General features: G+C 69.3%; 18 protein-coding genes. 17 read left to right on the forward strand and 1 reads right to left on the reverse strand.

The genetic code is table 11. The features are described from left to right. Positions 1-101 precede the first annotated feature (101 nt). The 8 genes from alaS to AA983_RS12780 all read left to right on the forward strand — a co-directional run bounded on the left by alaS (position 102) and on the right by AA983_RS12780 (position 9,227). Positions 102-2,816: an alanine--tRNA ligase gene (gene alaS / locus AA983_RS12745; protein ID WP_047312685.1), complete on the forward strand. Its 2,715-nt coding sequence runs from the start codon at positions 102-104 to the stop codon at positions 2,814-2,816. Positions 2,817-2,832: 16 nt separating this feature from the next. Further along, positions 2,833-3,345, forward strand: coding sequence for a Holliday junction resolvase RuvX (ruvX, locus tag AA983_RS12750; protein ID WP_047312686.1), 513 nt, complete (start codon positions 2,833-2,835; stop codon positions 3,343-3,345). Further along, positions 3,338-4,606, forward strand: coding sequence for an endolytic transglycosylase MltG (mltG, locus tag AA983_RS12755; RefSeq protein ID WP_156170416.1), 1,269 nt, complete (start codon positions 3,338-3,340; stop codon positions 4,604-4,606). Before ruvX ends, mltG begins: the two co-directional genes overlap by 8 nt. Then, positions 4,606-5,445, forward strand: coding sequence for a shikimate dehydrogenase (locus AA983_RS12760; RefSeq protein ID WP_197079027.1), 840 nt, complete (start codon positions 4,606-4,608; stop codon positions 5,443-5,445). The genes mltG and AA983_RS12760 overlap by 1 nt, the downstream gene beginning before the upstream one ends. Positions 5,446-5,453: 8 nt before the next feature. Continuing rightward, the gene (gene aroC, locus AA983_RS12765; RefSeq protein ID WP_047312862.1) at positions 5,454-6,677 is read left to right on the forward strand and encodes a chorismate synthase; all 1,224 of its coding nucleotides are present in this window, start codon (positions 5,454-5,456) and stop codon (positions 6,675-6,677) included. Then, complete coding sequence (locus AA983_RS12770) at positions 6,668-7,315, forward strand: shikimate kinase (protein WP_129663283.1); 648 nt, start codon at positions 6,668-6,670, stop codon at positions 7,313-7,315. Before aroC ends, AA983_RS12770 begins: the two co-directional genes overlap by 10 nt. Then, positions 7,312-8,376 (forward strand): 3-dehydroquinate synthase, encoded by a 1,065-nt coding sequence (gene aroB / locus AA983_RS12775; protein WP_047312688.1) that lies wholly within the window; start codon positions 7,312-7,314, stop codon positions 8,374-8,376. Before AA983_RS12770 ends, aroB begins: the two co-directional genes overlap by 4 nt. A 95-nt stretch (positions 8,377-8,471) precedes the next feature. Beyond that, positions 8,472-9,227, forward strand: coding sequence for a class I SAM-dependent methyltransferase (locus AA983_RS12780; protein WP_156170418.1), 756 nt, complete (start codon positions 8,472-8,474; stop codon positions 9,225-9,227). A 73-nt stretch (positions 9,228-9,300) separates the two neighbouring features. Here AA983_RS12780 and AA983_RS12785 read toward each other — a convergent pair whose 3' ends face one another. Beyond that, a complete protein-coding gene (locus tag AA983_RS12785; protein ID WP_047312689.1) occupies positions 9,301-10,896 on the reverse strand; it encodes an FMN-binding glutamate synthase family protein in 1,596 nt (531 codons plus the stop codon). A gap of 259 nt (positions 10,897-11,155) precedes the next feature. Between AA983_RS12785 and efp the strand changes: the two genes are divergently transcribed. The 9 genes from efp to AA983_RS12830 all read left to right on the forward strand — a co-directional run bounded on the left by efp (position 11,156) and on the right by AA983_RS12830 (position 21,617). Beyond that, a complete protein-coding gene (gene efp / locus AA983_RS12790; RefSeq protein WP_047312690.1) occupies positions 11,156-11,716 on the forward strand; it encodes an elongation factor P in 561 nt (186 codons plus the stop codon). 3 nt (positions 11,717-11,719) lie between these two features. Further along, entirely contained in the window at positions 11,720-12,136 is a 417-nt protein-coding gene (gene nusB / locus AA983_RS12795) for a transcription antitermination factor NusB (protein ID WP_047312691.1), read from the forward strand. Positions 12,137-12,377: 241 nt separating this feature from the next. After that, positions 12,378-13,013 (forward strand): bifunctional pyr operon transcriptional regulator/uracil phosphoribosyltransferase PyrR, encoded by a 636-nt coding sequence (gene pyrR / locus AA983_RS12800; RefSeq protein WP_082128920.1) that lies wholly within the window; start codon positions 12,378-12,380, stop codon positions 13,011-13,013. Next, a complete protein-coding gene (locus AA983_RS12805) occupies positions 13,010-13,945 on the forward strand; it encodes an aspartate carbamoyltransferase catalytic subunit (RefSeq protein WP_047312692.1) in 936 nt (311 codons plus the stop codon). Before pyrR ends, AA983_RS12805 begins: the two co-directional genes overlap by 4 nt. Next, positions 13,945-15,249, forward strand: coding sequence for a dihydroorotase (locus tag AA983_RS12810; RefSeq protein WP_047312693.1), 1,305 nt, complete (start codon positions 13,945-13,947; stop codon positions 15,247-15,249). The genes AA983_RS12805 and AA983_RS12810 overlap by 1 nt, the downstream gene beginning before the upstream one ends. Next, the gene (gene carA / locus AA983_RS12815) at positions 15,246-16,436 is read left to right on the forward strand and encodes a glutamine-hydrolyzing carbamoyl-phosphate synthase small subunit (protein ID WP_047312694.1); all 1,191 of its coding nucleotides are present in this window, start codon (positions 15,246-15,248) and stop codon (positions 16,434-16,436) included. Before AA983_RS12810 ends, carA begins: the two co-directional genes overlap by 4 nt. Beyond that, complete coding sequence (gene carB, locus AA983_RS12820; protein WP_047312695.1) at positions 16,436-19,741, forward strand: carbamoyl-phosphate synthase large subunit; 3,306 nt, start codon at positions 16,436-16,438, stop codon at positions 19,739-19,741. The genes carA and carB overlap by 1 nt, the downstream gene beginning before the upstream one ends. 176 nt (positions 19,742-19,917) lie before the next feature. Next, the gene (locus tag AA983_RS12825; RefSeq protein ID WP_231579608.1) at positions 19,918-20,631 is read left to right on the forward strand and encodes a hypothetical protein; all 714 of its coding nucleotides are present in this window, start codon (positions 19,918-19,920) and stop codon (positions 20,629-20,631) included. Further along, entirely contained in the window at positions 20,628-21,617 is a 990-nt protein-coding gene (locus AA983_RS12830; RefSeq protein ID WP_052947136.1) for a nitronate monooxygenase, read from the forward strand. Before AA983_RS12825 ends, AA983_RS12830 begins: the two co-directional genes overlap by 4 nt. Positions 21,618-21,625 lie beyond the last annotated feature (8 nt).

Here is a 21,625-nt window from a genome sequence, read left to right on the forward strand (position 1 = left end):
TGCGCCTCGCGACCCGCGCCGGTGGGGGCACTCGAACTCCCGTCGCGCATGGGATGATGGCGGACGCACACCCGTACGACACCTACCAGTGAGGGCGATTGATGGAAACCGCCGAGATCCGGCGCCGTTGGCTGCAGTTCTTCGAGAGCAAGGGCCACACGGTCGTGCCGAGCGCCCCGCTCATCCACGACGATCCGAACCTGTTGTTCGTCAACGCGGGCATGGTGCCCTTCAAGCCGTACTTCCTCGGCCAGCAGACGCCCACGTTCACGCGTGCCACGAGCGTCCAGAAGTGTGTTCGCACCGGTGACATCGAAGAGGTCGGCAAGACGAGCCGTCACGGCACGTTCTTCCAGATGAACGGCAACTTCAGTTTCGGCGACTACTTCAAGGAAGACGCCGTCAAGTTCGCCTGGGAACTGCTGACGACCGACCAGGGCGCCGGCGGCTACGGACTTGATGCCGACCGCCTGTGGCCGACGGTGTACGAGACCGACGACGAGGCCTTCGAGATCTGGAAGAACGTCGTGGGCGTCGACGAGAAGCGCATCACGCGTCGTGACGCCAACGACAACTACTGGAGCATGGGCGTGCCCGGGCCCGGTGGCCCCTGCTCGGAGATCTTCTTCGACCGCGGCGCCGAGTACGGCACCGAGGGCGGCCCGGCGGTCGACGAGGACCGCTACATGGAGATCTGGAACCTCGTCTTCATGCAGTACGAACTGTCGCAAGTGCGCAGCAAGGCTGACTTCGACGTCGCCGGGGAACTGCCGAAGCGCAACATCGACACGGGCATGGGTCTGGAGCGCATGGCGTCGCTGCTGCAGGGCGTCGACAACCTCTACGAGATCGACGAGGTCTACCCCGTCCTCGACATGGCGGCCGAGATGACCGGCAAGCGCTACGGCGCGCACTCGGGCCAGTCGTCGGCCAGCAGCCACCCCGACGACGTGCACCTGCGGGTGGTCGCCGACCACGTGCGCAGTTCGCTCATGCTCATCGGTGACGGCGTCACGCCCGGCAACGAAGGGCGCGGCTACGTGCTGCGCCGCATGCTGCGCCGCGCCGTGCGCGCGATGCGCCTGCTCGGCTACGCCGACCCGGCCCTGCCGCACCTGTTCCCGATCTCGATGGAGCGCATGTCGCAGTCGTACCCGGAACTGAAGACGGACTTCGCGCGCATCTCACAGATCGCCTACGCCGAGGAAGAGGCGTTCCGCCGCACGCTCGTACAGGGCACGACGATCCTCGACACCGCGGTGAACAAGGCCAAGCAGGCGACGTCGAGCGAAGGCTCCGGTGCTGCGCCGGTGCTGTCGGGGGAGAAGGCCTTCAGCCTCCACGACACGTACGGCTTCCCGATCGACCTCACGCTCGAGATGGCGGCCGAACAGGGCGTCAGCGTCGACGAGCAGGGCTTCCGTCGCCTCATGACCGAGCAGCGCGAGCGTGCCAAGGCCGATGCCAAGGCGAAGAAGACCGGTCACGGTGACGTCGCCGTGTGGACGCAGCTGCGCGAGCAGGGCGCCACGGAGTTCCTCGCCTACCACGGCCTCGAGGCCGAGGCGACCGTGCGCGGTCTCGTCTCCGGCGGTACGGCTGTCGAGGAGCTCGAGCCGGGCCAGAATGGTCAGATCGTGCTCGACCGCACGTCGTTCTACGCCGAGTCCGGTGGTCAGATCGCCGACGAGGGCATCATCGTCACACCCGGTGGCCGACTCAAGGTCATCGACGTGCAGCGCCCGGTCAAGGGCCTTATCGCGCACACCGTCGAGGTGCTCGACGGCCCTGTGCGCGTCGGCGAGGGTGTGCAGACGAAGGTCGACCCCGAGTGGCGAATCTCCGCGTGCCAGGCGCACTCGGGCACGCACGTCGTGCACGCTGCCCTGCGCGAGGTGCTCGGCCCGTCCGCGCTCCAGAGCGGCTCGTACAACAAGCCCGGCTACCTGCGTCTGGACTTCGCGTGGAACTCGGCGCTCTCGCCCGAGACCCGCAGCGAGATCGAAGAGGTGGCGAACCTCGCGGTGCGCCGCGACCTGCCGGTTTCCGCGCAGTACATGACGCTGCCCGAGGCCAAGAAGTGGGGCGCGCTGGCCCTCTTCGGCGAGACCTACGACGAGCAGGTGCGCGTCGTCGAGATCGGCGGCCCCTGGTCGCGTGAACTCTGCGGTGGTACGCACGTCGCCCACAGCTCGCAGGTGGGTGCACTGTCCCTCACGGGCGAGTCGTCGGTCGGTTCCGGAGTGCGGCGCCTCGAGGCCTTCGTCGGCATCGACGCCCTGCGTTACCTCGCCAAGGAGCGCGCCCTCGTCGCCGACCTCACGTCGATGACGAAGGCGCAGCCAGGTGAGCTCAAGGAGAAGATCTCCGAGATGCTCACCCGCATCAAGGACGCCGAGCGCGAGATCAGCCGCCTCAAGCAACAGCAGATGGCCGCCGCGGCCGGTTCGCTCGTCGAGAACGCGAAGGACGTCTTCGGCGTCCGTTTCGTCTCCCACCACGACGACTCGCTCGACGGTGACTCGGCTCGTACCCTCGCCATGGACCTGCGCTCGAAGCTCGGTGACTCCTCGCCGGCCGTCGTCGCTGTCGGTGGTGTGAGCAAGGGCCGTCCGGTCGTCGTCGTGGCGACGAACGCCCCTGCACGCGAGTGGCGCGTCAAGGCCGGTGACCTCGTCAAGGTCGCGGCCGGTGTCCTCGGCGGCGGTGGCGGCGGCAAGCCGGATCTCGCCCAGGGCGGTGGCCAGGATGCCTCCAAGCTCGGCGAGGCGCTCGCCGAGGTCGAGCACACCGTCGGCCGCACGGTCACGAACTGATACGGGCGGGGTGGCCATGAGAACCGGAGTGCGACTGGGCGTCGACGTCGGCACGGTACGTGTCGGCCTGGCGGCCAGTGACCCCTCCGGCATCATGGCCACCCCGATCCGCACGCTCGCTCGAGCGGAGTCGACGAACAAGGACGTCGTCGCCGTCGCGGAAGCGGCCGACGAGGCTCAGGCGCTCGAGGTCGTCGTCGGGCTGCCCCTCAACATGAAGGGCGAGGACACTGCGTCCACGGCGGCGGCCCGGGCGTGGGCCAACACGCTGAAGGGCCTTCGGCCGCAGCTTCGCGTGGTTCTCGTCGACGAACGTCTAACATCGGTGACCGCACACCGTGCCCTGCACGAGAGCGGGGTGGCGGGACGTAAGCACCGCACGCACGTCGACCAACAGGCGGCGGTGCTCATCCTGCAAGCTGCGCTCGACACCGAGCGCGGAACCGGCCGGCCCCCCGGGGCCGAGGTCGGTGGGCGCAAACCCCGCGCCCGGCGCACGACGAAAGAAGGTGGCTCGCACCATGGGTAGTTCGCCCCGAGATCGACTCTTCGGCCGCGCCGAGGACGAGGTCGACCCGAGCCAGGCCGTGCGTCGTGAGGGAGAGCGCGGAGCGCAGACTCGCGCCGCGTTGCCCAAGGCCCGCAAGAATCCGGCCATGACGCGTCGTGAGCGACGCGACCGCGACGAGGCACTGCGCGAAGCGGAGCGTCGTCGTGAGGCGGGGGAGACGTCGGTCGACTACAACCCGAACCGTCGCCGCGGCATGGTTCCCCTCGTTCTCGCCCTCCTTCTCGTCCTGGTCGGCGGAACGTTCGCCTGGCGGACTCTCGGCCTCGGCCTGCCCTCGTTCCAGAGCCAGGGTGGCGACTACGACGGCGCCGGTGAGGACGAGACCGTCGAGGTGAAGATCAACAAGGGCGACGCCGGCAGCACGATCGGTTCCTCCCTGGTCGAGGCCGGCGTCACGAAGTCGACGTCCGCGTTCGTCGAGGCCATGGCTGCCAACCCGAAGGTCAACCTCACCCCGGGTACCTACAAGCTGCGCAAGAAGCAGAGCGCCGAGTCCGCCTTGACGGCCCTGCAGGACCCGAAGAACCGCGTCGGCGGCGGCATCGTCATTCAGGAAGGTCTGTGGCAGAGCGAGATCTTCGCCAAGCTCTCCAAGGGCAGCGGTCGTCCGGTGAGTGAGTACGAGAAGGTCACCGCCAACCAGCTCGGCCTGCCCAAGTCGATGAACGGCAAGCTCGAGGGCTGGCTGTTCCCCTCGACCTACGACTTCGACAAGTCGATGACGGCCAAGGAGCAACTGCAGGCCATGGTGAAGAACACCAAGGACCAGCTCAACTCGCTCGACGTTCGCGCCGACCAGCTCCAGGAAGTGCTGACCAAGGCCAGCATCGTGCAGGCCGAGTCGCCGGCCGGCGCTGACGACGGCAAGGTCGCCCGCGTCATCGAGAACCGCCTCGACGAGGACATGCCCCTGCAGATGGACTCGAGCGTGCACTACATCATTCACAAGCGCGGCACGGTGACGACGAGTAACGAAGACCGTCAGAGCGACAGCCCGTACAACACGTACAAGCACAAGGGTCTGCCGCCGACGCCGTACAACAGCCCCGGTGCCGCGGCGATCAAGGCGGCAGCCAACCCGACGCCCGGCCCGTGGAAGTACTTCGTCACGGTCAACCAGGAGACGGGCGAGACGCTCTTCTCGGAGACCTACGACCAGCAGCTCGAGAACGAGAAGAAGTTCCGCGAGTGGTGCCAGAAGAACCCTGGTAAGTGCTGATGCCTCGGGCGCTCGTCATCGGTTCGCCGATCGGTCACTCGCGCTCGCCTGTCATCCACGAGGCGGGCTACCGGGTGGCCGGCCTCACCGACTGGTCGTACGACCGCGCCGAGGTGACGGCTGACGAGGTGCCCGAGTTCCTCGCCGGACTCGACGCCGATGTCCACGGCCTCTCGGTGACGATGCCGTGCAAGGAGGCCGCCCTGGCGGCCGCCGCGACGGCCACGCCGCTCGCCAGGGGCGTCGGCGCGGCGAACACGCTCGTGCGTACGGACGACGGCTGGCATGCCGACAACACGGACGTCGCCGGAGTCGTCGGTGCCCTGCGCGGTGCGGGGTGCGAGGGCACCCAGCACGCGGTCGTTCTCGGCTCGGGCGCCACGGCTCGCGCCGTCATCGCGGCTCTGGCCGAGCTCGGTGTCAGCGACGTGACGTTCGTCGTGCGGACCACGGCACGTCCCGAAACCCTGGCCCTCGCCGACAAGCTCGGGATCGACGCACAGGTCGTCCGCCAGGACGCGGACGAGGTGCCGGCCCTCGTCGGTCGCTGTCTGCTCGTCGTCTCCACGCTTCCGCAGGGCGGGGCCGACGTCGTCGCCGACCGCCTCGTCGACGCGCCTTCGCTGCGCATCGGGCCGGCGGCCGGGCCCTACGTGCTCGATGTCGTGTACGCCGACTGGCCGACGCGCCTCGCGCAGGTCATGCAGGAGCGCGGTGCCACGGTCGTCAACGGACTCGACATGCTCGTCCATCAGGCCGCCGCACAGTTCGAACTCTTCACGGCAACGCCCGCCCCCATTGCGGACATGATGCAGGCGGCCTCCGACGCCGTGAAATGATGACCGGCATGCTTCGTTGGTTGACCGCAGGTGAGTCGCACGGCCCGTCCCTCATGGGCGTCATCGAGGGCCTTCCGGCCGGTGTCGAGGTCACGAGCCAGAACATCGCCGACGCCCTTGCCCGCCGCCGCCTCGGCTACGGGCGCGGCGCGCGCATGAAGTTCGAGCAGGACGTCGTGACGTTCATCGGCGGCCTGCGCCACGGGGTGTCGCTGGGTTCTCCGCTCGCCCTGCAGATCGGCAACAGCGAATGGCCCAAGTGGGAGACCGTCATGGCTCCCGACCCCGTCGAGGCCGAGGCCTACGCGGCGTCCAACGATGTCAACGCCGAGAAGGAGATCGCCCGCAACCGGCCGCTCACGCGTCCGCGCCCCGGGCACGCGGACCTCGTGGGCATGCAGAAGTACGGCTTCGACGACGCCCGCCCCGTGCTCGAGCGCGCCTCGGCCCGTGAGACGGCGGCCCGCGTCGCCCTCGGCGAGATCGCAGCGCGCTTCCTCGAGCAGGCCTACGGCATTCGCCTCGTCAGCCACACCGTTGCGGTCGGCACGGCGGCCGTCAGCGATGACGCTCCGTTGCCCGGCCCCGATGACGTGGCCCGCCTCGACGCCGACCCGGTGCGCACCCTCGACGAGGACGGTTCCGCGGCGATGGTCGCGGAGATCGACTCGGCGAAGAAGTCGGGCGACACCCTCGGCGGCGTCGTCGAGGTCTGCGCGTACAACCTCCCGCCCGGCCTCGGTTCGCACGTTCACTGGGACCGCCGCCTCGACTCGCGTCTCGCGGGTGCCCTCATGGGCATCCAGGCCATCAAGGGAGTCGAGGTCGGTGACGGCTTCACCACCGCGCGCCGTCGTGGTTCCGAGGCCCACGACGAGATGGAGCGCACCGACGGCGTCATCCGCCGTCGCACGAACCGTGCCGGTGGCACCGAGGGTGGCATGTCCACCGGTGACGTGCTGCGGGTTCGTGCCGCGATGAAGCCCATCTCGACGGTGCCGCGCGCCCTGGCCACGGTCGATCTCGCCACCGGTGAGGCCGCAACGGCCATCCACCAGCGCTCCGACGTGTGCGCGGTGCCGGCTGCCGGCGTTGTGGCCGAGGCCATGGTCGCCCTCGTCCTGGCCGAGGCCTGCGTCGAGAAGTTCGGTGGCGACAGCGTCGCCGAGACGCGCCGCAACTACGAGAGCTACCTGGCGAACATCCCTGAGCTCCTCACGACGTGGGAGTGACGGACGTGACGCCGCCGCGCCGTCGACCGCGGGCTGTGCTCGTCGGGCCGATGGCGTCCGGCAAGACGTCCGTCGGTCGCAGTCTCGCCGCCCGGTGGGGCGTGGAACTGCGCGACAGCGATCACGTCATCGTCGAGCGCGCGGGACGACCCATCTCGGATATCTTCGCGTCCGACGGTGAGCAGGCCTTCCGTGACCTCGAGCGTGAGGTGATCCTCGGCGAACTCGAGTCGTTCGACGGAGTTCTGGCCCTCGGCGGCGGGGCGGTGCTCGACCCCTTGACACGAGAGGCGCTGGCCGATCACGTCGTCGTCTCCCTGACGGTGGACGAGCGAAACGCCGGATTCCGCATCCGCGGGGACACGTCGCGTCCCGTGTTGGCGGGCGGTGGTCTGGAGACCTGGCGCCGCATCTACGCCGAGCGCCGCCACCTGTATGCCGAAGTCGGCACCGTCGAGGTCGACACCTCACGTGGCACGACCGGCGCGTCCGCCACCCGCATCATCGAAGCCCTCATCGAGGCAGGGTACGAACGGGCCACATCGACCGGCGGAAAGCGGCCGCTGCCGTCGTCGGTGCCCGTTCGCGCCGCGCCGAGCGACGCCTCCGACCGCACCACGTCAGGGAGCCCCACATGAGCGTCATCTCCGTTGCCGGTCGTTACGACGTGACGATCGGACGCGGCGTCCTCGAGCGCGCCGCGGCTGCGGTGCCGGACACCGCCGCCCGCGTGCTCGTCATCGAACAGGCCGCCGTGGCCGCGGTGGCCGAGCGCGTCGCCGCTGATCTCACCGCGCGCGGGATCGAGGTGCTGCGTGAGGCCGTGCCCGACGGCGAGGCCGCAAAGACCGTCGAGGTCAGCGCGCACCTGTGGGGCGTCATGGCTCGGGCCGGATTCACGCGGACCGACGTGGTCGTCGGTGTCGGCGGGGGAGCGGTGACCGACCTCGCGGGCTGGGTGGCTGCGTCCTGGCTAAGGGGTGTCGGCGTCGTTCAGGTGCCGACGACGGTGCTCGCCATGGTCGACGCCGCGGTCGGCGGCAAGACCGGCATCAACATCGCGGAGGGCAAGAATCTCGTGGGCGCTTTCCACGAGCCGCTCGCCGTCGTCGCTGACCTCGAGACCGTCGAGACACTGCCGGCACGCGACGTCGCAGCCGGCCTCGCGGAGGTCGTCAAGTGCGGGTTCATCCGCGACGAGCGCATCCTCGACATCGTCGAGGCCTCTCCCGAAACGGCACTCGACGTGCGTGGCGCGGCGCTGACCGAGCTCGTCGAGCGAGCAGTGCAGGTCAAGGCCGATGTCGTCGCAGCCGACCTCAAGGAGTCGAGCCTGCGCGAGATCCTCAACTACGGCCACACGTTCGCCCACGCCATCGAGCAGCGCGAGAACTACACCTGGCGTCACGGCGACGCCGTCGCGGTGGGGTGCCTGTTCGCGGCCGAACTGGCTCGCGCTGCGGGCGTTCTCGATGACGCTTCGGTGGCGCGCCAGCGCGCCGTTGTCACAGCACTGGGACTGCCGACCACGTACAGCGGGGGCGACTTCGACGAGATGCTCACCGTAATGGGGCGCGACAAGAAGACCCGAGGAAACCTGCTGCGCTTCGTCGTGCTGCACGCCATCGGCGACACGCATCGCCTCGAAGGGCCCAGCCGCGACGAGCTGCGCGCGGCCTTCGACGCCGTCACCGCCTGAGCCCGCCGCGAGCCGACGCCGTGACGAGCGCTTGCACCTGGTCGAACGTCAGTGAGGGCTACCGCAGATCCTTTGCGACGCTCTGCGTCGGGCCCGTGCCCACACTGCTCGACCACGTCGCCCCGGCCATGGAGCGGCGTTCGGCGGTTCTGCTCGATGTCGGCTCCGGCACGGGAACGGTGGCTCGAGCCGCCGCTGGGCGCAGTTGGCTGGTTATCGCTCTCGATCCCGAAGCGGACATGGCGTCGATGACAGGCGACGCCATGGACGCTCCGGCCGAGGCGGCCCGGGTGGTGCGCGCGGCGTTGCCGAACCTGCCGTTAACCTCCACCGGTGTCGACGCCGTCGTGGCGAACTTCGTCGTCAACCACGTCGCCGATCCACGCGCGGCGTTGGCAGAGGCGGCCCGGGTGGTACGGCCCGGCGGACGGCTGGCTGTGACGATCTGGACGCGCGCCGGCGCCGGATGGGCCGACCTCGTCGGCGCTGCCTTCGAGGCCGCCGACGCGACATCGCCGCCGTCTGCCCAGCTGCCCGAGCATCTCGACTTCGAGCGGAGCCCGGAAGGTCTGGCGGACATCACGCGAGCTGCCGGTCTGTCCGTTGTGGTGAAGGACCGGACGACGTGGCGGTGGCGCGTGAGCCCCGACGATCGGTGGGCCGGGATCTCTTCGGGCGTGGCGGCCGCTGGCGCACGCTACCTCGCTCAGACGCCGGACGTGCGGCGTGCGGTGCAGGAGCACTTCGTCCGTCTCGCGGCGACTGAGGCACACGACGGGCTGCTGAACTTCGCCAGTGAGGCCGCACTCGTCGTTGCGACGAAGCCGTCCGCACCCCTGACGAGCACCTGACCGCGACGACGAAGGCCGGAGGCCCACCGAGCGGTGAGGGCCCCGGCCCTTGTCGGCGTTCGTGGGAGAGCCGTTAGCGCGTGGGCTGCTCGGTGGCAGCAGTCTCCCGGTTGTCCTCGTTCTCACCGCCGAGGTGCACGAAATCGCCCTCGACCATGATGCGCTCGATCTCGGCTGCGAGGTCGAGCCCGAGGCGTCCGTAACCCTCCGGGTAGCCGAAGACCTCGTCGAGCGCTACGCCGCGGCGCACACCGTCCATGAGTTCGAGGTCCTCCGGGCCGATGAGGGCCGGATGTGCCACACCGATCGCGTCGCTGATCTTGAGCAGGTCCTTGCGCAGGGCCAGGACGTAGTTCGCCATGCGGTGCTTCTTCTGCTGCGGGTCGAGGCCGTGAGCGAGCCACTTGTTCTGCGTGGCCACACCGGTGGGGCATGTGTCCTCGTGGCACTTCTGCGTCTGCAGACACCCGATGGCCAGCATCGCCTCACGCGCCACGTTGATCATGTCGGCGCCCATGGCGAAGGCCTGCGTCGCCGTCAACGGGAGGCCGAGCTTGCCGGAGGCGATGAACACGACGTCGTCGCTCAACCCGGCCTCGTAGAAGGTCTTGTAGACGCGCGAGAACCCGACGGCCCAGGGGAGAGCGACGGAGTCGGAGAAGACGATGGGCGCGGCACCCGTGCCGCCCTCACCGCCGTCGATCGTGATGAAGTCGACTCCCCGGCGGGGACCGTCGGTGCTCGACATGAGGTCCGCGAGACGGTGCCAGAAGGCCATCTCGCCGACAGCGGACTTGATGCCGACCGGCAGACCCGTCCTCGTCGCGATGCGCTCGACGAAGTCGAGCATCGAGTCCTCGTCGTGGAACGCGGTGTGACGGCTGGGGGAGACGACCGTCTTGCCCTCGACGACACCTCGGATCTCCGCGATCTCCTTCGTCACCTTCGTGCCGGGCAGGACGCCACCGAGGCCGGGCTTGGCGCCTTGGGAGAGCTTGATCTCGATCGCCTTGACCGGCGCCGACTCGACGACGGCCACGAGACGCTCGAGGTCGAACTCGCCGTTCTCGTCACGGCACCCGAAGTAGCCGGTGCCGATTTGGAGAATGAGCTCGCCGCCCTGACGGTGATAGGTGGACAGGCCGCCCTCGCCCGTGTTGTGCATCGCGCCCGCAAGGTGCACGCCGGCGTTGATCGCCATGATGGCGTTGCCAGACAGCGAGCCAAAACTCATCGCCGAGACGTTGACGACGGAACGGGGGCGGAACGCCTTGGCGCGCCGGCGGGCGCCGCCCAGGACCTTCGCGCAAGGGATGGCGTGATCCTCCGTCTCGGCCGCCATCGACCGCGCGAAGGTGCGGTGCTTGATGATCGGGTAACCCTGCAGCGTCTCCATGTCATTGTCGGTGCCGAAGCCGGCGTAGTTGTTGACGCCCTTTGCGGAGCGGTAGATCCAGGCGCGCTGATCGCGGCTGAACGGACGCTCCTCGTCGTTGCTCGCGACGATGTACTGGCGCAACTCCGGGCCGATCAACTCCAGGCCGTAGCGGGCGTGACCCAGGACGGGGAAGTTGCGCAGGAGCGAATGGTCCTTCTGCGTGAGGTCACGCGCGGCCACACCGGCCGTTGCGACGAAAGGCAGGGAGGCGGCGATTCGAGACCACTTCATGGCCCCCATCTGAGCACACCGACGCGTGAAACGCATCACCCCGGCCGTGCCTGATCCGGGGTTGCGCGCGTACGCGATTCGGGCCGGTGCGCCGCGCCCCCTAGAATGACGGGGATGCCCGTGCGTCTCGTGCGGGTGACAACGACAGATTCAGCAACGACAAGCGCTGTTCGCCGCCTCCTGGGTGGCATCACAGCGACGACGTGACGTGGCAGACCGGGCCAGGCCCGTGCCGCGCGAGCAACGAAGGCGGAAATCCGTGGCGAGCACGAACGACCTCAAGAACGGCATGGTTCTCAAGATCGACAACGGGCTGTGGTCCGTCGTCGAGTTCCAGCACGTGAAGCCGGGCAAGGGCCCCGCCTTCGTCCGCACGAAGCTCAAGAACGTCCTCTCGGGCAAGATCGTCGACAAGACCTTCAACGCAGGCGTCAAGGTCGAGACCGCCAACGTCGACCGCTCCGACATGCAGTACCTGTACCAGGACGGCGGCGACTACGTCTTCATGGACACGAAGACGTACGACCAGATCAACATCCCCGCGGAGACCGTCGGTGACGCGGCGAACTTCCTCCTCGAGAACCAGGAAGCGATCGTCGCGACGAACGAGGGCACCGTCCTCTACGTCGAGCTGCCGGCCTCCGTCGTCCTCGAGATCACGCACACCGAGCCGGGCCTGCAGGGCGACCGCTCCACCGGTGGCACGAAGCCTGCAACGCTGGAGACCGGCGCCGAGATCCAGGTCCCGCTGTTCCTCGAGCAGGGCACCAAGGTCAAGGTCGACACGCGTGACGGTTCCTACCTGGGCCGCGTCAACTGATTCATGGGCGCTCGCACCAAGGCGCGCAAGCGCGCCCTCGACCTGCTCTTCGAAGCCGAACAGCGCGGCGTCAACGCCCGTGACCTGCTCGACGAGCGCGTCCTCGCCCCCGTGACCCCGGCGCCGCTGCCGGAGTACACCGCCGTGCTCGTGCGTGGTGTCGTCGACAACTGGCGATCCATCAACGAGGCGCTCGAGACCTACGCCAAGGGCTGGTCGCTCGAGCGCATGCCGGCCGTCGACCGCGCCCTGCTGCGCGTCTCGGCGTACGAGGTGCTCTACGTCGAGGACGTTCCGGACGGCGTCGCCGTCTCCGAGGCGAAGAACCTCGCCACCGAGCTGTCGACCGACAACTCGCCGCAGTTCATCGGCGGCCTGTTGACGAAGCTCTCCGAGGTCAAGTCCTCGCTCGTCGACTGAAACTCGCCGACTGCAGTTCCGCCGAAGCGCCCGCACCCCATGGAGGGGTTGCGGGCGCTTCGACGTCCGATCAGCTCGCGACCTGCTGGAGGAGGCGAGCGCCGCTGCGTTCGAGCCTGCGGGCTGGGGTGTCGCTCGGGTCGGTCACGGGCGTCATGCTGCCAGAGGAAGGGCATGTAAACTCGGGCGCGGAATCATCCTTTAACGATCCGTCCCGCGAGGCGGCGAAGGAGGCCTGCGCATGACGCGCGACGACATGGGCGTACCCGGGAACGGGCACCCCGCCGACACCGAATCGGGCCGCGAGGCGGCCGGTTCACCGCCCGATGTGGGGAGGGTGGTGCTGTCGGCTCCCGAGATCGCGCGAGCTCTGCGCCGCATCTCCCACGAGATCCTCGAACGCAACAAGGGCGCCGACGATCTCGTCCTCCTCGGCATCCCGACGCGCGGAGCGCACCTCGCCCGCCGCCTCGGTGACGCCCTCAAGGCCGTCGAAGGCGTCGACATCCCCGTCGGGACGCTCGACGTCACGATGTACCGCGACGATCTGCGCAAGAACCCGGCTCGCGTAGCCCACCACAGCGACATCCCCGCCAGTGGCATCGACGAGCGCACCGTCGTCCTCGTCGACGACGTGCTCTTCTCCGGACGCACGGTCCGCGCCGCTCTCGACGCCCTCGGCGATCTGGGCCGTCCGAAGGCCGTGCGCCTCGCCGTCCTCGTCGACCGCGGGCACCGCGAACTTCCGATCCGTGCCGACCACGTGGGCAAGAACCTGCCGACCGCCACGAGCGAGCACGTGCGGGTTTCCATCACCGAGATCGACGGCGCCGACGAGGTTCGCATCTCGGGTTCCGCCGCAAGGAGTGACGCATGAAGCACCTTCTCTCGGCGGCCGACCTGAGCCGTGACATGGCCGGGCAGATCCTCGAGACCGCAGGTGCGATGCACGACGTGCAGAACCGCGAGGTCAAGAAGCTGCCCGCCCTGCGCGGACGCACCGTCGTCAATCTCTTCTTCGAGGACTCGACCCGCACCCGCAGTTCCTTCGAGATCGCGGGCAAGTGGCTCTCGGCCGACGTCATCAACGTCAGCGCCAAGGGCTCGAGCGTGAGCAAGGGCGAGTCGCTGCGCGACACCGTGCTCACGGTCGCCGCCATGGGCGTCGACGGTCTCGTCATCCGCCATATGCGCTCCGGCGCTCCGCTGCAGGTGAGCCAGTGGGTCGACTGCATGGTGGTCAACGCCGGTGACGGTACCCACGAGCACCCGACACAAGCTTTGCTCGACGCCTACACGATGCAGGCGCAGCTCGGCACGCTCGAGGGCAAGCACGTCGTCATCGTCGGCGATCTGACGCACAGCCGTGTTGTGCGTTCGAACCTCATCCTGCTCAAGACGCTCGGCGCGCACGTCACGCTCGTCGCGCCGCCGACGCTCATGCCCAGCGGTATCGCTTCGTGGGCTGGGGCCGACGGATTCGAGACGAGCTACGACCTCGACGCCGTGCTCCCGCACGCCGACGCCGTCATGATGCTGCGCGTGCAGCGTGAGCGGATGTCGGGCGGCTACTTCCCGACGCCCCGCGAGTACACGGTCGGCTACGGACTCACGCGCGACCGCCTCGGCCTCCTGCCGGCGCACGCCGTCATCTGCCATCCGGGGCCCATGAACCGTGGCCTCGAGATCAGCCCCGACGCCGCCGACGAAGCGCGTTCCAAGGTGCTCGACCAGGTCAGCGCCGGTGTCGCCGTGCGCATGAGCGTTCTCTACCACCTGCTCGCCTCGAACGAAGGAGCCGGCGCCTGATGGCCAGCACGACCGACTACCTCATCACCGGCGCCGACGTCGTCGGCAGCGGGGCCGCCGACATCCTCGTGCGCGACGGGCGTATCGCCGAGATCGGTACGGGGCTCGATGTTCCGTCCGGCATTGAGCGCGTCGACGCCGACGGCCTCGTCGCTCTTCCCGGCCTCGTCGACCTGCACACGCACCTGCGGGAGCCGGGCCGTGAGGACGCCGAGACGATCCGCACCGGATCGGCCGCCGCCGCAGCCGGTGGCTTCACGGCCGTCTTCGCGATGGCCAACACGAACCCCGTCACCGACACCGCGGAGGCCGCCGAGCGGATCGCCGAACTGGGGGAGCGCGTCGGTCTCGTCGACGTCCACCCCGTCGGTGCCGTGACGAAGAGCCTCGCCGGTGAGGAGCTCGCCGAGCTCGGTCTCATGGCGCGCAGCCGCGCCCAGGTGCGCGTGTTCTCCGACGACGGCAAGTGCGTCCACGACGCCCGCCTCATGCGCCGCGCTCTCGAGTACGTCAAGGCGTTCGACGGCGTCGTCAGCCAGCACGCCCAGGATCCGTTGCTCGCCGACGGCTCCGCGTGCTGCCACGAGGGCGAGGTCTCCGGGCGCCTCGGGTTGCCCGGCTGGCCGGGTGTCGCCGAGGAGGTCATCGTCGCGCGCGACGTGATGCTGGCCCGTCACACGGGCAGCCGCGTGCACATCGCGCACGCCTCCACCGCGGGCACCGTCGAGGTGCTGCGCTGGGCCAAGTCGCTCGGCATCGACGTCACCGCGGAGGTCACGCCGCACCACCTCATGCTCGAGACCGACCTGCTCGCCGGGTACGACCCGGTGTTCAAGGTCAACCCGCCGCTGCGTCCCGCGGAGGACATCGAGGCCGTGCGCGAGGCGCTCGCCGACGGCACGATCGACGCCGTCGCCACCGACCACGCCCCGCACGCCCGCCACGACAAGGAGCATGCCTTCGCCGACGCCGCGTTCGGCATGCTCGGGCTCGAGCAGGCGCTCGCGGTGCTCCACACGACGATGGTCGAACCGGGCCGCATGACGTGGGCGCAGGTTGCCGAGGCCACCTCAGCGCGGCCGGCGCGCATCGCCCGCCTGACGTCGCAGGGCGGCGGCCTCGTGGCCGGTGCCCCCGCGAACATCACCCTCTTCGATCCCGCGGTGACGAACGTCGTCGACCGCGAGGAATCGAAGTCGCTTTCCCGCAACAACCCCTGGCACGGACACACGCTCAAGGGCGCCGTCGCCGCGACGTTCCTGCGCGGACGCCGCACCTTCGCCAACGGAGAGGTTCACCAGTGAACACGAACGATCAGACCGGCGTTCTCGCCCGGCGTTCCGACGCCGTGCTCGTCCTCGAGGACGGGCGCGTCTTCCGCGGTCGCAGCTACGGCGCCGAGGGTACGACGTTCGGTGAGGCCGTCTTCTCAACCGGGATGTCCGGCTACCAGGAGACGCTGACCGACCCGAGCTATCACAAGCAGGTCGTCGTCATGACGGCGCCGCACGTCGGCAACACCGGCATGAACGACGAGGACGAGGAGTCGCGCCGCATCTGGGTGGCCGGTTACGTCGTGCGCGACCCCGCCATCCGCCCGTCGAACTGGCGCAGCGTGCGCACGCTCGAGGACGACCTCGTCGAGCAGGGCATCGTCGGGATCTGCGAGATCGACACGCGCGCCCTCACGCGTCACCTGCGCGAGCGCGGCGCCATGCGTGTTGGCGTCTTCTCCGGCGCGGACGCGGACAAGCTGGACTCCGAACTCCTCGCGGCCGTGAAGAACGCGCCGACGATGGAGGGCAGCGAGCTCGCCTCCGAGGTCGCGACGAAGGAGACCTACGTCGTCCCGGCCCAGGGCGAGAAGAAGTTCACCGTGGCCGCGGTCGACCTCGGCATCAAGTCGAACACCCCGCGCATGATGAGCGAGCGCGGCATCGAGGTGCACGTCATGCCGGCCACGGCGACGCTCGAGGAGGTGCAGGCGATCAACCCCGACGGTGTCTTCTTCTCGAACGGCCCGGGCGACCCGGCCACCGCGCCTCAGGTCGGCCTCCTGCGTGACGTACTCGGCGCCGGCATTCCGTACTTCGGCATCTGCTTCGGCAACCAGCTGCTCGGACGCGCCCTCGGCTTCGGCACGTACAAGCTGAAGTACGGCCACCGCGGCATCAACGTGCCCGTGCTCGACAAGGAGAGCGGCACCGTCGAGATCACCGCCCAGAACCACGGCTTCGCCGTCGACGCACCCATCGAGGGGCACACCAACGCCCCTGCGGACGCCGAGCACGGCACGAACTTCGGGCGCGTCGAGGTCTCGCACGTGTGCCTCAACGACGACGTCGTCGAGGGGCTTCGCTGCCTCGACATCCCCGCCTTCTCGGTGCAGTACCACCCGGAGGCCGCAGCCGGGCCGCACGACGCGGCCTACCTGTTCGACCGCTTCGTCGCCATGATGAGCGACCAAAACGACGCGAAGGTGAGCGCCTGATGCCCAAGAACACCGACATCAAGAGCGTCCTCGTCATCGGCTCCGGCCCGATCGTCATCGGCCAGGCCGCGGAGTTCGACTACTCGGGTACGCAGGCCTGCCGCGTGCTGCGAGAGGAGGGCCTTCGCGTCATCCTCGTCAACTCCAACCCGGCGACGATCATGACCGACCCGGAGACCGCAGACGTCACCTACGTCGAGCCGATCACGCCCGAGATCGTCGCCTCCATCATCGAGAAGGAGCGCCCGGACGCCGTCCTCGCCACCCTCGGTGGTCAGACGGCGCTCAACACGGCCATCGCGCTGCACAAGGACGGCGTGCTCGAGAAGTACGGCTGCCCGCTCATCGGCGCCAACGTCGAAGCCATCGAGCTCGGCGAGGACCGCGAGAAGTTCAAGGGCGTTGTCGAGCGCTGTGGCGCCGAGTCGGCCCGTTCCTACATCTGCCACTCCATGGACGACGTGCTCGCCGGCGCCGAGGAGCTCGGCTACCCGGTCGTCGTGCGTCCCTCGTTCACCATGGGTGGCCTCGGCTCCGGCTTCGCTTACGACGAGACCGACCTGCGCCGCATGGCCGGCGCGGGCCTGCAGGCCAGCCCGACCACCGAGGTGCTCCTTGAGGAGTCGATCCTCGGGTGGAAGGAGTACGAGCTCGAGGTGATGAGGGACAACGTCGACAATGTCGTTGTTGTCTGTTCCATCGAGAACTTCGACCCCATGGGTGTTCACACCGGTGACTCCATCACCGTGGCCCCGTCGCTGACGCTCACCGACCGCGAGTACCAGCGCATGCGTGACGTCGGCATCGCCGTCATCCGCGAGGTCGGCGTCGACACCGGCGGCTGCAACATCCAGTTCGCCATCAACCCGGCCGACGGCCGCATGATCGTCATCGAGATGAACCCGCGCGTCTCGCGTTCGTCGGCGCTCGCGTCGAAGGCCACCGGCTTCCCGATCGCCAAGATCGCGGCGAAGATGGCCATCGGCTACACCCTCGACGAGGTGCCGAACGACATCACGGCCGAGACGCCGGCGAGCTTCGAGCCGACGCTCGACTACATCGTCGTCAAGGTGCCGCGCTTCGCGTTCGAGAAGTTCCCGGCCGCCGACCCGACCCTCACGACGACGATGAAGTCGGTCGGCGAGGCCATGGCGCTGGGCCGCAACTTCACCGAGGCGCTGCAGAAGGCGCTGCGTTCCATCGAGCGCAAGGAGGCGCAGTTCCACTGGCGCGCCGACGACCTGCCGACGCCCGAGATGGCGCGCGAGCTGCTCGAGCAGGCCAAGCGCCCGACCGACGGCCGCATCCTGCTCGTCCAGCAGGCGCTGCGTGGCGGCCTCAGCGTCGAAGAGGTGCACGAGGCCACGAAGATCGACCCGTGGTTCCTCGACCAGCTGCAGCTCATCAACGAGGTGGCCGAGGAGATCTCGCGCGCACCCCAGCTGACGCCGGAACTGCTGCGCCTGGCGAAGAAGCACGGCTTCTCCGACGCCCAGCTCGCACAGCTGACGGACATGAAGGAGGACGTCGTGCGCGGCGTCCGCCACGCGCTCGGTGTGCGCCCGGTCTACAAGACGGTCGACACCTGTGCAGCCGAGTTCGCTGCGCAGACGCCGTACTACTACTCCTCCTACGACGAGGAGAGCGAGGTGCTGCCGCGCGAGAAGCCCGCCGTCATCATCCTCGGCTCGGGCCCCAACCGCATCGGTCAGGGCATCGAGTTCGACTACTCGTGCGTGCACGCCTCGTTCGCGCTGCGTGACGCCAGCTTCGACACCGTCATGGTCAACTGCAACCCCGAGACGGTCTCCACCGACTACGACACGAGCTCGCGCCTCTACTTCGAGCCGCTGACGCTCGAGGACGTGCTCGAGGTCGTCCACGCCGAGCGTGAGGCCGGTCCGCTCGCGGGCGTCATCGTCCAGCTCGGTGGCCAGACGCCGCTCGGCCTGGCGCGCGCCCTCAAGGCCGAGGGCGTGCCGATCGTCGGCACGTCTCCCGAGGCCATCGACCTGGCCGAGGACCGCGGAGCGTTCGGCCGCGTGCTCGCCGAGGCGAACCTGCCCGCGCCGCGCCACGGCATCGCCTACTCGGCCGACGAGGCCGTCGAGGTGGCCCGTGAGATCGGCTTCCCGGTGCTCGTGCGCCCGAGCTACGTGCTCGGTGGCCGCGGCATGGAGATCGTCTACGACGACGACACGCTGCGTGGGTATGTCACGCGTGCGACGACGGCGTCGCCCGAGCACCCCGTGCTCGTCGACCGCTTCCTCGACGAAGCTATCGAGATCGACGTCGACTGCCTCTACGACGGCAAGGAGATGTACCTCGGCGGCATCATGGAGCACGTCGAGGAGGCCGGCATCCACTCCGGTGACTCGGCCTGCGTCCTGCCGCCGGCAACGCTCGGCACCGAGGAGCTCGACCGCGTTCGCGCCTCGACGCTCGCCCTCGCCGAGGGCATCGGTGTGCGCGGCCTCATGAACGTGCAGTTCGCGCTCGCTCAGGACGTGCTCTACGTTCTCGAGGCCAACCCGCGCGCCAGCCGTACGGTGCCGTTCGTCGCCAAGGCAACGTCCGTGCCGCTCGCCAAGGCCGCCGCCCGCGTCATGCTCGGCTCCTCGATCGCCGACCTGCGCGCCGAGGGCATGCTGCCGCCCACCGGGGACGGTTCGCACCTGCCCCTCGACGCTCCGGTCTCGGTCAAGGAGGCCGTGCTGCCGTTCCAGCGCTTTCGCACCGCCGAGGGAGAGGTCGTCGACTCACTCCTCGGCCCGGAGATGCGCTCCACCGGTGAGGTCATGGGCATCGACGCCGACTTCGCCACCTCGTTCGCCAAGGCGATGCTCGGTTCGGGCCAGGGGCTGCCGCGCTCGGGCAACATCTTCGTTTCGTGCGCCAACCGCGACAAGCGCGCCATGTTGTTCCCCGTCAAGCGCCTCGTCGACCTCGGCTTCACGGTGCTCGCGACGAGCGGAACGTCGGACGTGCTGCGCCGCAACGGCATCGCCTCGACCACGGTGCGCAAGCACTCGCAGGGTCAGGGCGAGGACGGCGAGAAGACAATCGTTCAGCGCATCCTCGACGGCGAGGTCGGCATGATCGTCAACACGCCGTCCGGCCAGGACGCGCGCGCCGACGGTTACGCGATCCGCGCGGCGGGAACGTCGATGAACGCGCCCGTCATCACGACGGTTCAGGAGCTCGCCGCAGCCGTGCAGGCCATCGAGGCCGGCATGCAGGGCGAGTTCTCGGTGAAGTCGCTGCAGGAGCACGCGGCCGACCTCAACCTGTTCGCGGCGCGCTGAGGCCCGCCCTGAACGCACGCACGACACCGGACGCGCAGGCGTCGCCGTCGAACGCCGACGGCGTCGTCTCCGTCACGGGTGAGCTCATCGCGACGCGACGCGTCGGTGCCTTCGTCGCGCACACCTTCGTCGCGCCCGGCATCGCCGAGGCGGCGCGGCCGGGACAGCTCGTTTCGGTGGCGATCGGTGACGAGGCGTCGGCGATCATCACCCGACGCGCGCTGCCGCTGCGGGCCGTCACTCCCACGGGAACGTTCGGCGGCACCGTCGAGGTCGTCATCGACCCCGACGCCGACGAGGCCAGTGCCTGGCTCGCCGGGCGACGCCTCCACGACGAGGTGAGCATCCTCGGCCCGCTCGGGCGTGGCTTCCCGCTGCCGTCGCAGCCGGTGCGTGCGGTCGTCGCGGGCGTCGGTGCCAGCGCGGCGTCGCTCGTGTGGCTCATCACCGAACTGCGTCGAGCGGGGAGCCAGGTGCCGCGCGTCGTCATCGGCGGTCGCGACGACCGTCACCTGCTCGGTGTCATCGAAGCACGCCGTCTCGTGGGTGACGTCGTCACCGTGGTGCCGGAAGCGGGGGGCGTGACGTCGCTCGAATACCTCGTGCAGGTCGCGCTCGATGCCGCGCTCCGAGTAAGTGACGCACCGGTGGTGTACGCCGCCGGCGACGTGTCGGCTCTTGCGGCGATGACGGCGGCCTCCCAGGGTCGAGGGGCAGTGCTGCAGGGTGCGTTCGACGTGCCCATGCCGTGCGGCACCGGCCTGTGCGGTGCGTGCATCGTGCCGGTCGCCGGGGCGTCCGGCGACGTTCGCAGTGTTCGATGCTGCAGCGAGGGCCCGGTGCTGCCCGGTGACCGCGTCGTCTGGCACGACCTGTTAGAGCAGCGATGAGTCCGCAGACGCCGAAGGGCGCTGAGCCGCAGACGAACACGCCTCCCGAGGACATCGACGTGTCGGTCACGCTCGGCAACCACCGCCTCGCCTCGCCGCTTCTCGCGGCGTCCGGCTGTGGCGGGTTCGGGCACGAACTCGTGCGCTGGGGTGGACTCGGCGGGTTCGGGGCCCTCGTCACGCCGACGCTGACGAGTGAAGCTCGCGAGAGTAGCGAACGTCGCGTCATCGTCGAGACACCCTCGGGAGTCGTGCACCCACACGACGTGCCGAACATCGGTGCCAACGCCTTGAGCGCCACGCGGCTGCCGTGGGAGATCTGCGGCGAGACGCCGGTCGTCGCGTCGATCGCGGGGGACACGAGCGGCGACTTCGCCGAGGCTGCTGCGGCCGTGCGTCGTCGCACCGCAGCGCGCGGTCTGCTCGGTGTCGAGATGAACCTGTCCGTGCCGAACGAGGCGAACAGCGGGCGCCCCTTCGCGCGTGACGAGTACGCCGTGACGAAGGTCGTCGCCCGTGTGCGCGAACACCTCCCACGCAACCTGCTCCTCTTCGCCAAGCTCACGTTGGGCACGGATGTCGTCGAGTTGGCCCGCGCCGCACTGAAGTCGGGTGTCGACGTCATCGTCGTCGGTCACCCGCCGGCAGCGACGAGCATCGACCCGACGACGCTGAGACCCCGCACGCGCGGCGCGGCGACGATGGCCGGGCCGGCACTGCTGCCCATGACGCTCGGCGCCGTCTTCGAACTCAAGGCCGCGATGATCGCCGGCCGACTCCCGAGCGCGCCGATCGTGGCCGGGGGCGGCATCGCGCGGGCTGAGGACGTCGTCGCAGCCCTCGCAGCGGGAGCGAGCGCGGTGCAGATGGGAACCGCGCTCATCCGCGACCCACGCGCCGGCGTCACGACCCTCGACGCACTGCGCCGCCACTGCTCAGAGCTCTTCATGCCCCCGTCTGCCATGACCGCCGTCGCGCACCGCTGACGCCGACC

Origin of the sequence: Dermacoccus sp. PE3, from assembly GCF_001021715.1 — a bacterium.
GTDB lineage: Bacteria > Actinomycetota > Actinomycetes > Actinomycetales > Dermatophilaceae > Dermacoccus > Dermacoccus abyssi.

Coding starts and splice junctions, on each gene's coding strand:
- AA983_RS12830 (WP_052947136.1), top strand. CDS start 20,628: ATGAGTCCGCAGACGCCGAAGGGCGCTGAGCCGCAGACGAACACGCCT.
- carB (WP_047312695.1), top strand. CDS start 16,436: ATGCCCAAGAACACCGACATCAAGAGCGTCCTCGTCATCGGCTCCGGC.
- ruvX (WP_047312686.1), top strand. CDS start 2,833: ATGAGAACCGGAGTGCGACTGGGCGTCGACGTCGGCACGGTACGTGTC.
- mltG (WP_156170416.1), top strand. CDS start 3,338: ATGGGTAGTTCGCCCCGAGATCGACTCTTCGGCCGCGCCGAGGACGAG.
- AA983_RS12805 (WP_047312692.1), top strand. CDS start 13,010: ATGAAGCACCTTCTCTCGGCGGCCGACCTGAGCCGTGACATGGCCGGG.
- AA983_RS12760 (WP_197079027.1), top strand. CDS start 4,606: ATGCCTCGGGCGCTCGTCATCGGTTCGCCGATCGGTCACTCGCGCTCG.
- aroB (WP_047312688.1), top strand. CDS start 7,312: ATGAGCGTCATCTCCGTTGCCGGTCGTTACGACGTGACGATCGGACGC.
- pyrR (WP_082128920.1), top strand. CDS start 12,378: ATGACGCGCGACGACATGGGCGTACCCGGGAACGGGCACCCCGCCGAC.
- alaS (WP_047312685.1), top strand. CDS start 102: ATGGAAACCGCCGAGATCCGGCGCCGTTGGCTGCAGTTCTTCGAGAGC.
- AA983_RS12810 (WP_047312693.1), top strand. CDS start 13,945: ATGGCCAGCACGACCGACTACCTCATCACCGGCGCCGACGTCGTCGGC.
- aroC (WP_047312862.1), top strand. CDS start 5,454: ATGCTTCGTTGGTTGACCGCAGGTGAGTCGCACGGCCCGTCCCTCATG.
- AA983_RS12785 (WP_047312689.1), bottom strand. CDS start 10,896: ATGAAGTGGTCTCGAATCGCCGCCTCCCTGCCTTTCGTCGCAACGGCC.
- nusB (WP_047312691.1), top strand. CDS start 11,720: ATGGGCGCTCGCACCAAGGCGCGCAAGCGCGCCCTCGACCTGCTCTTC.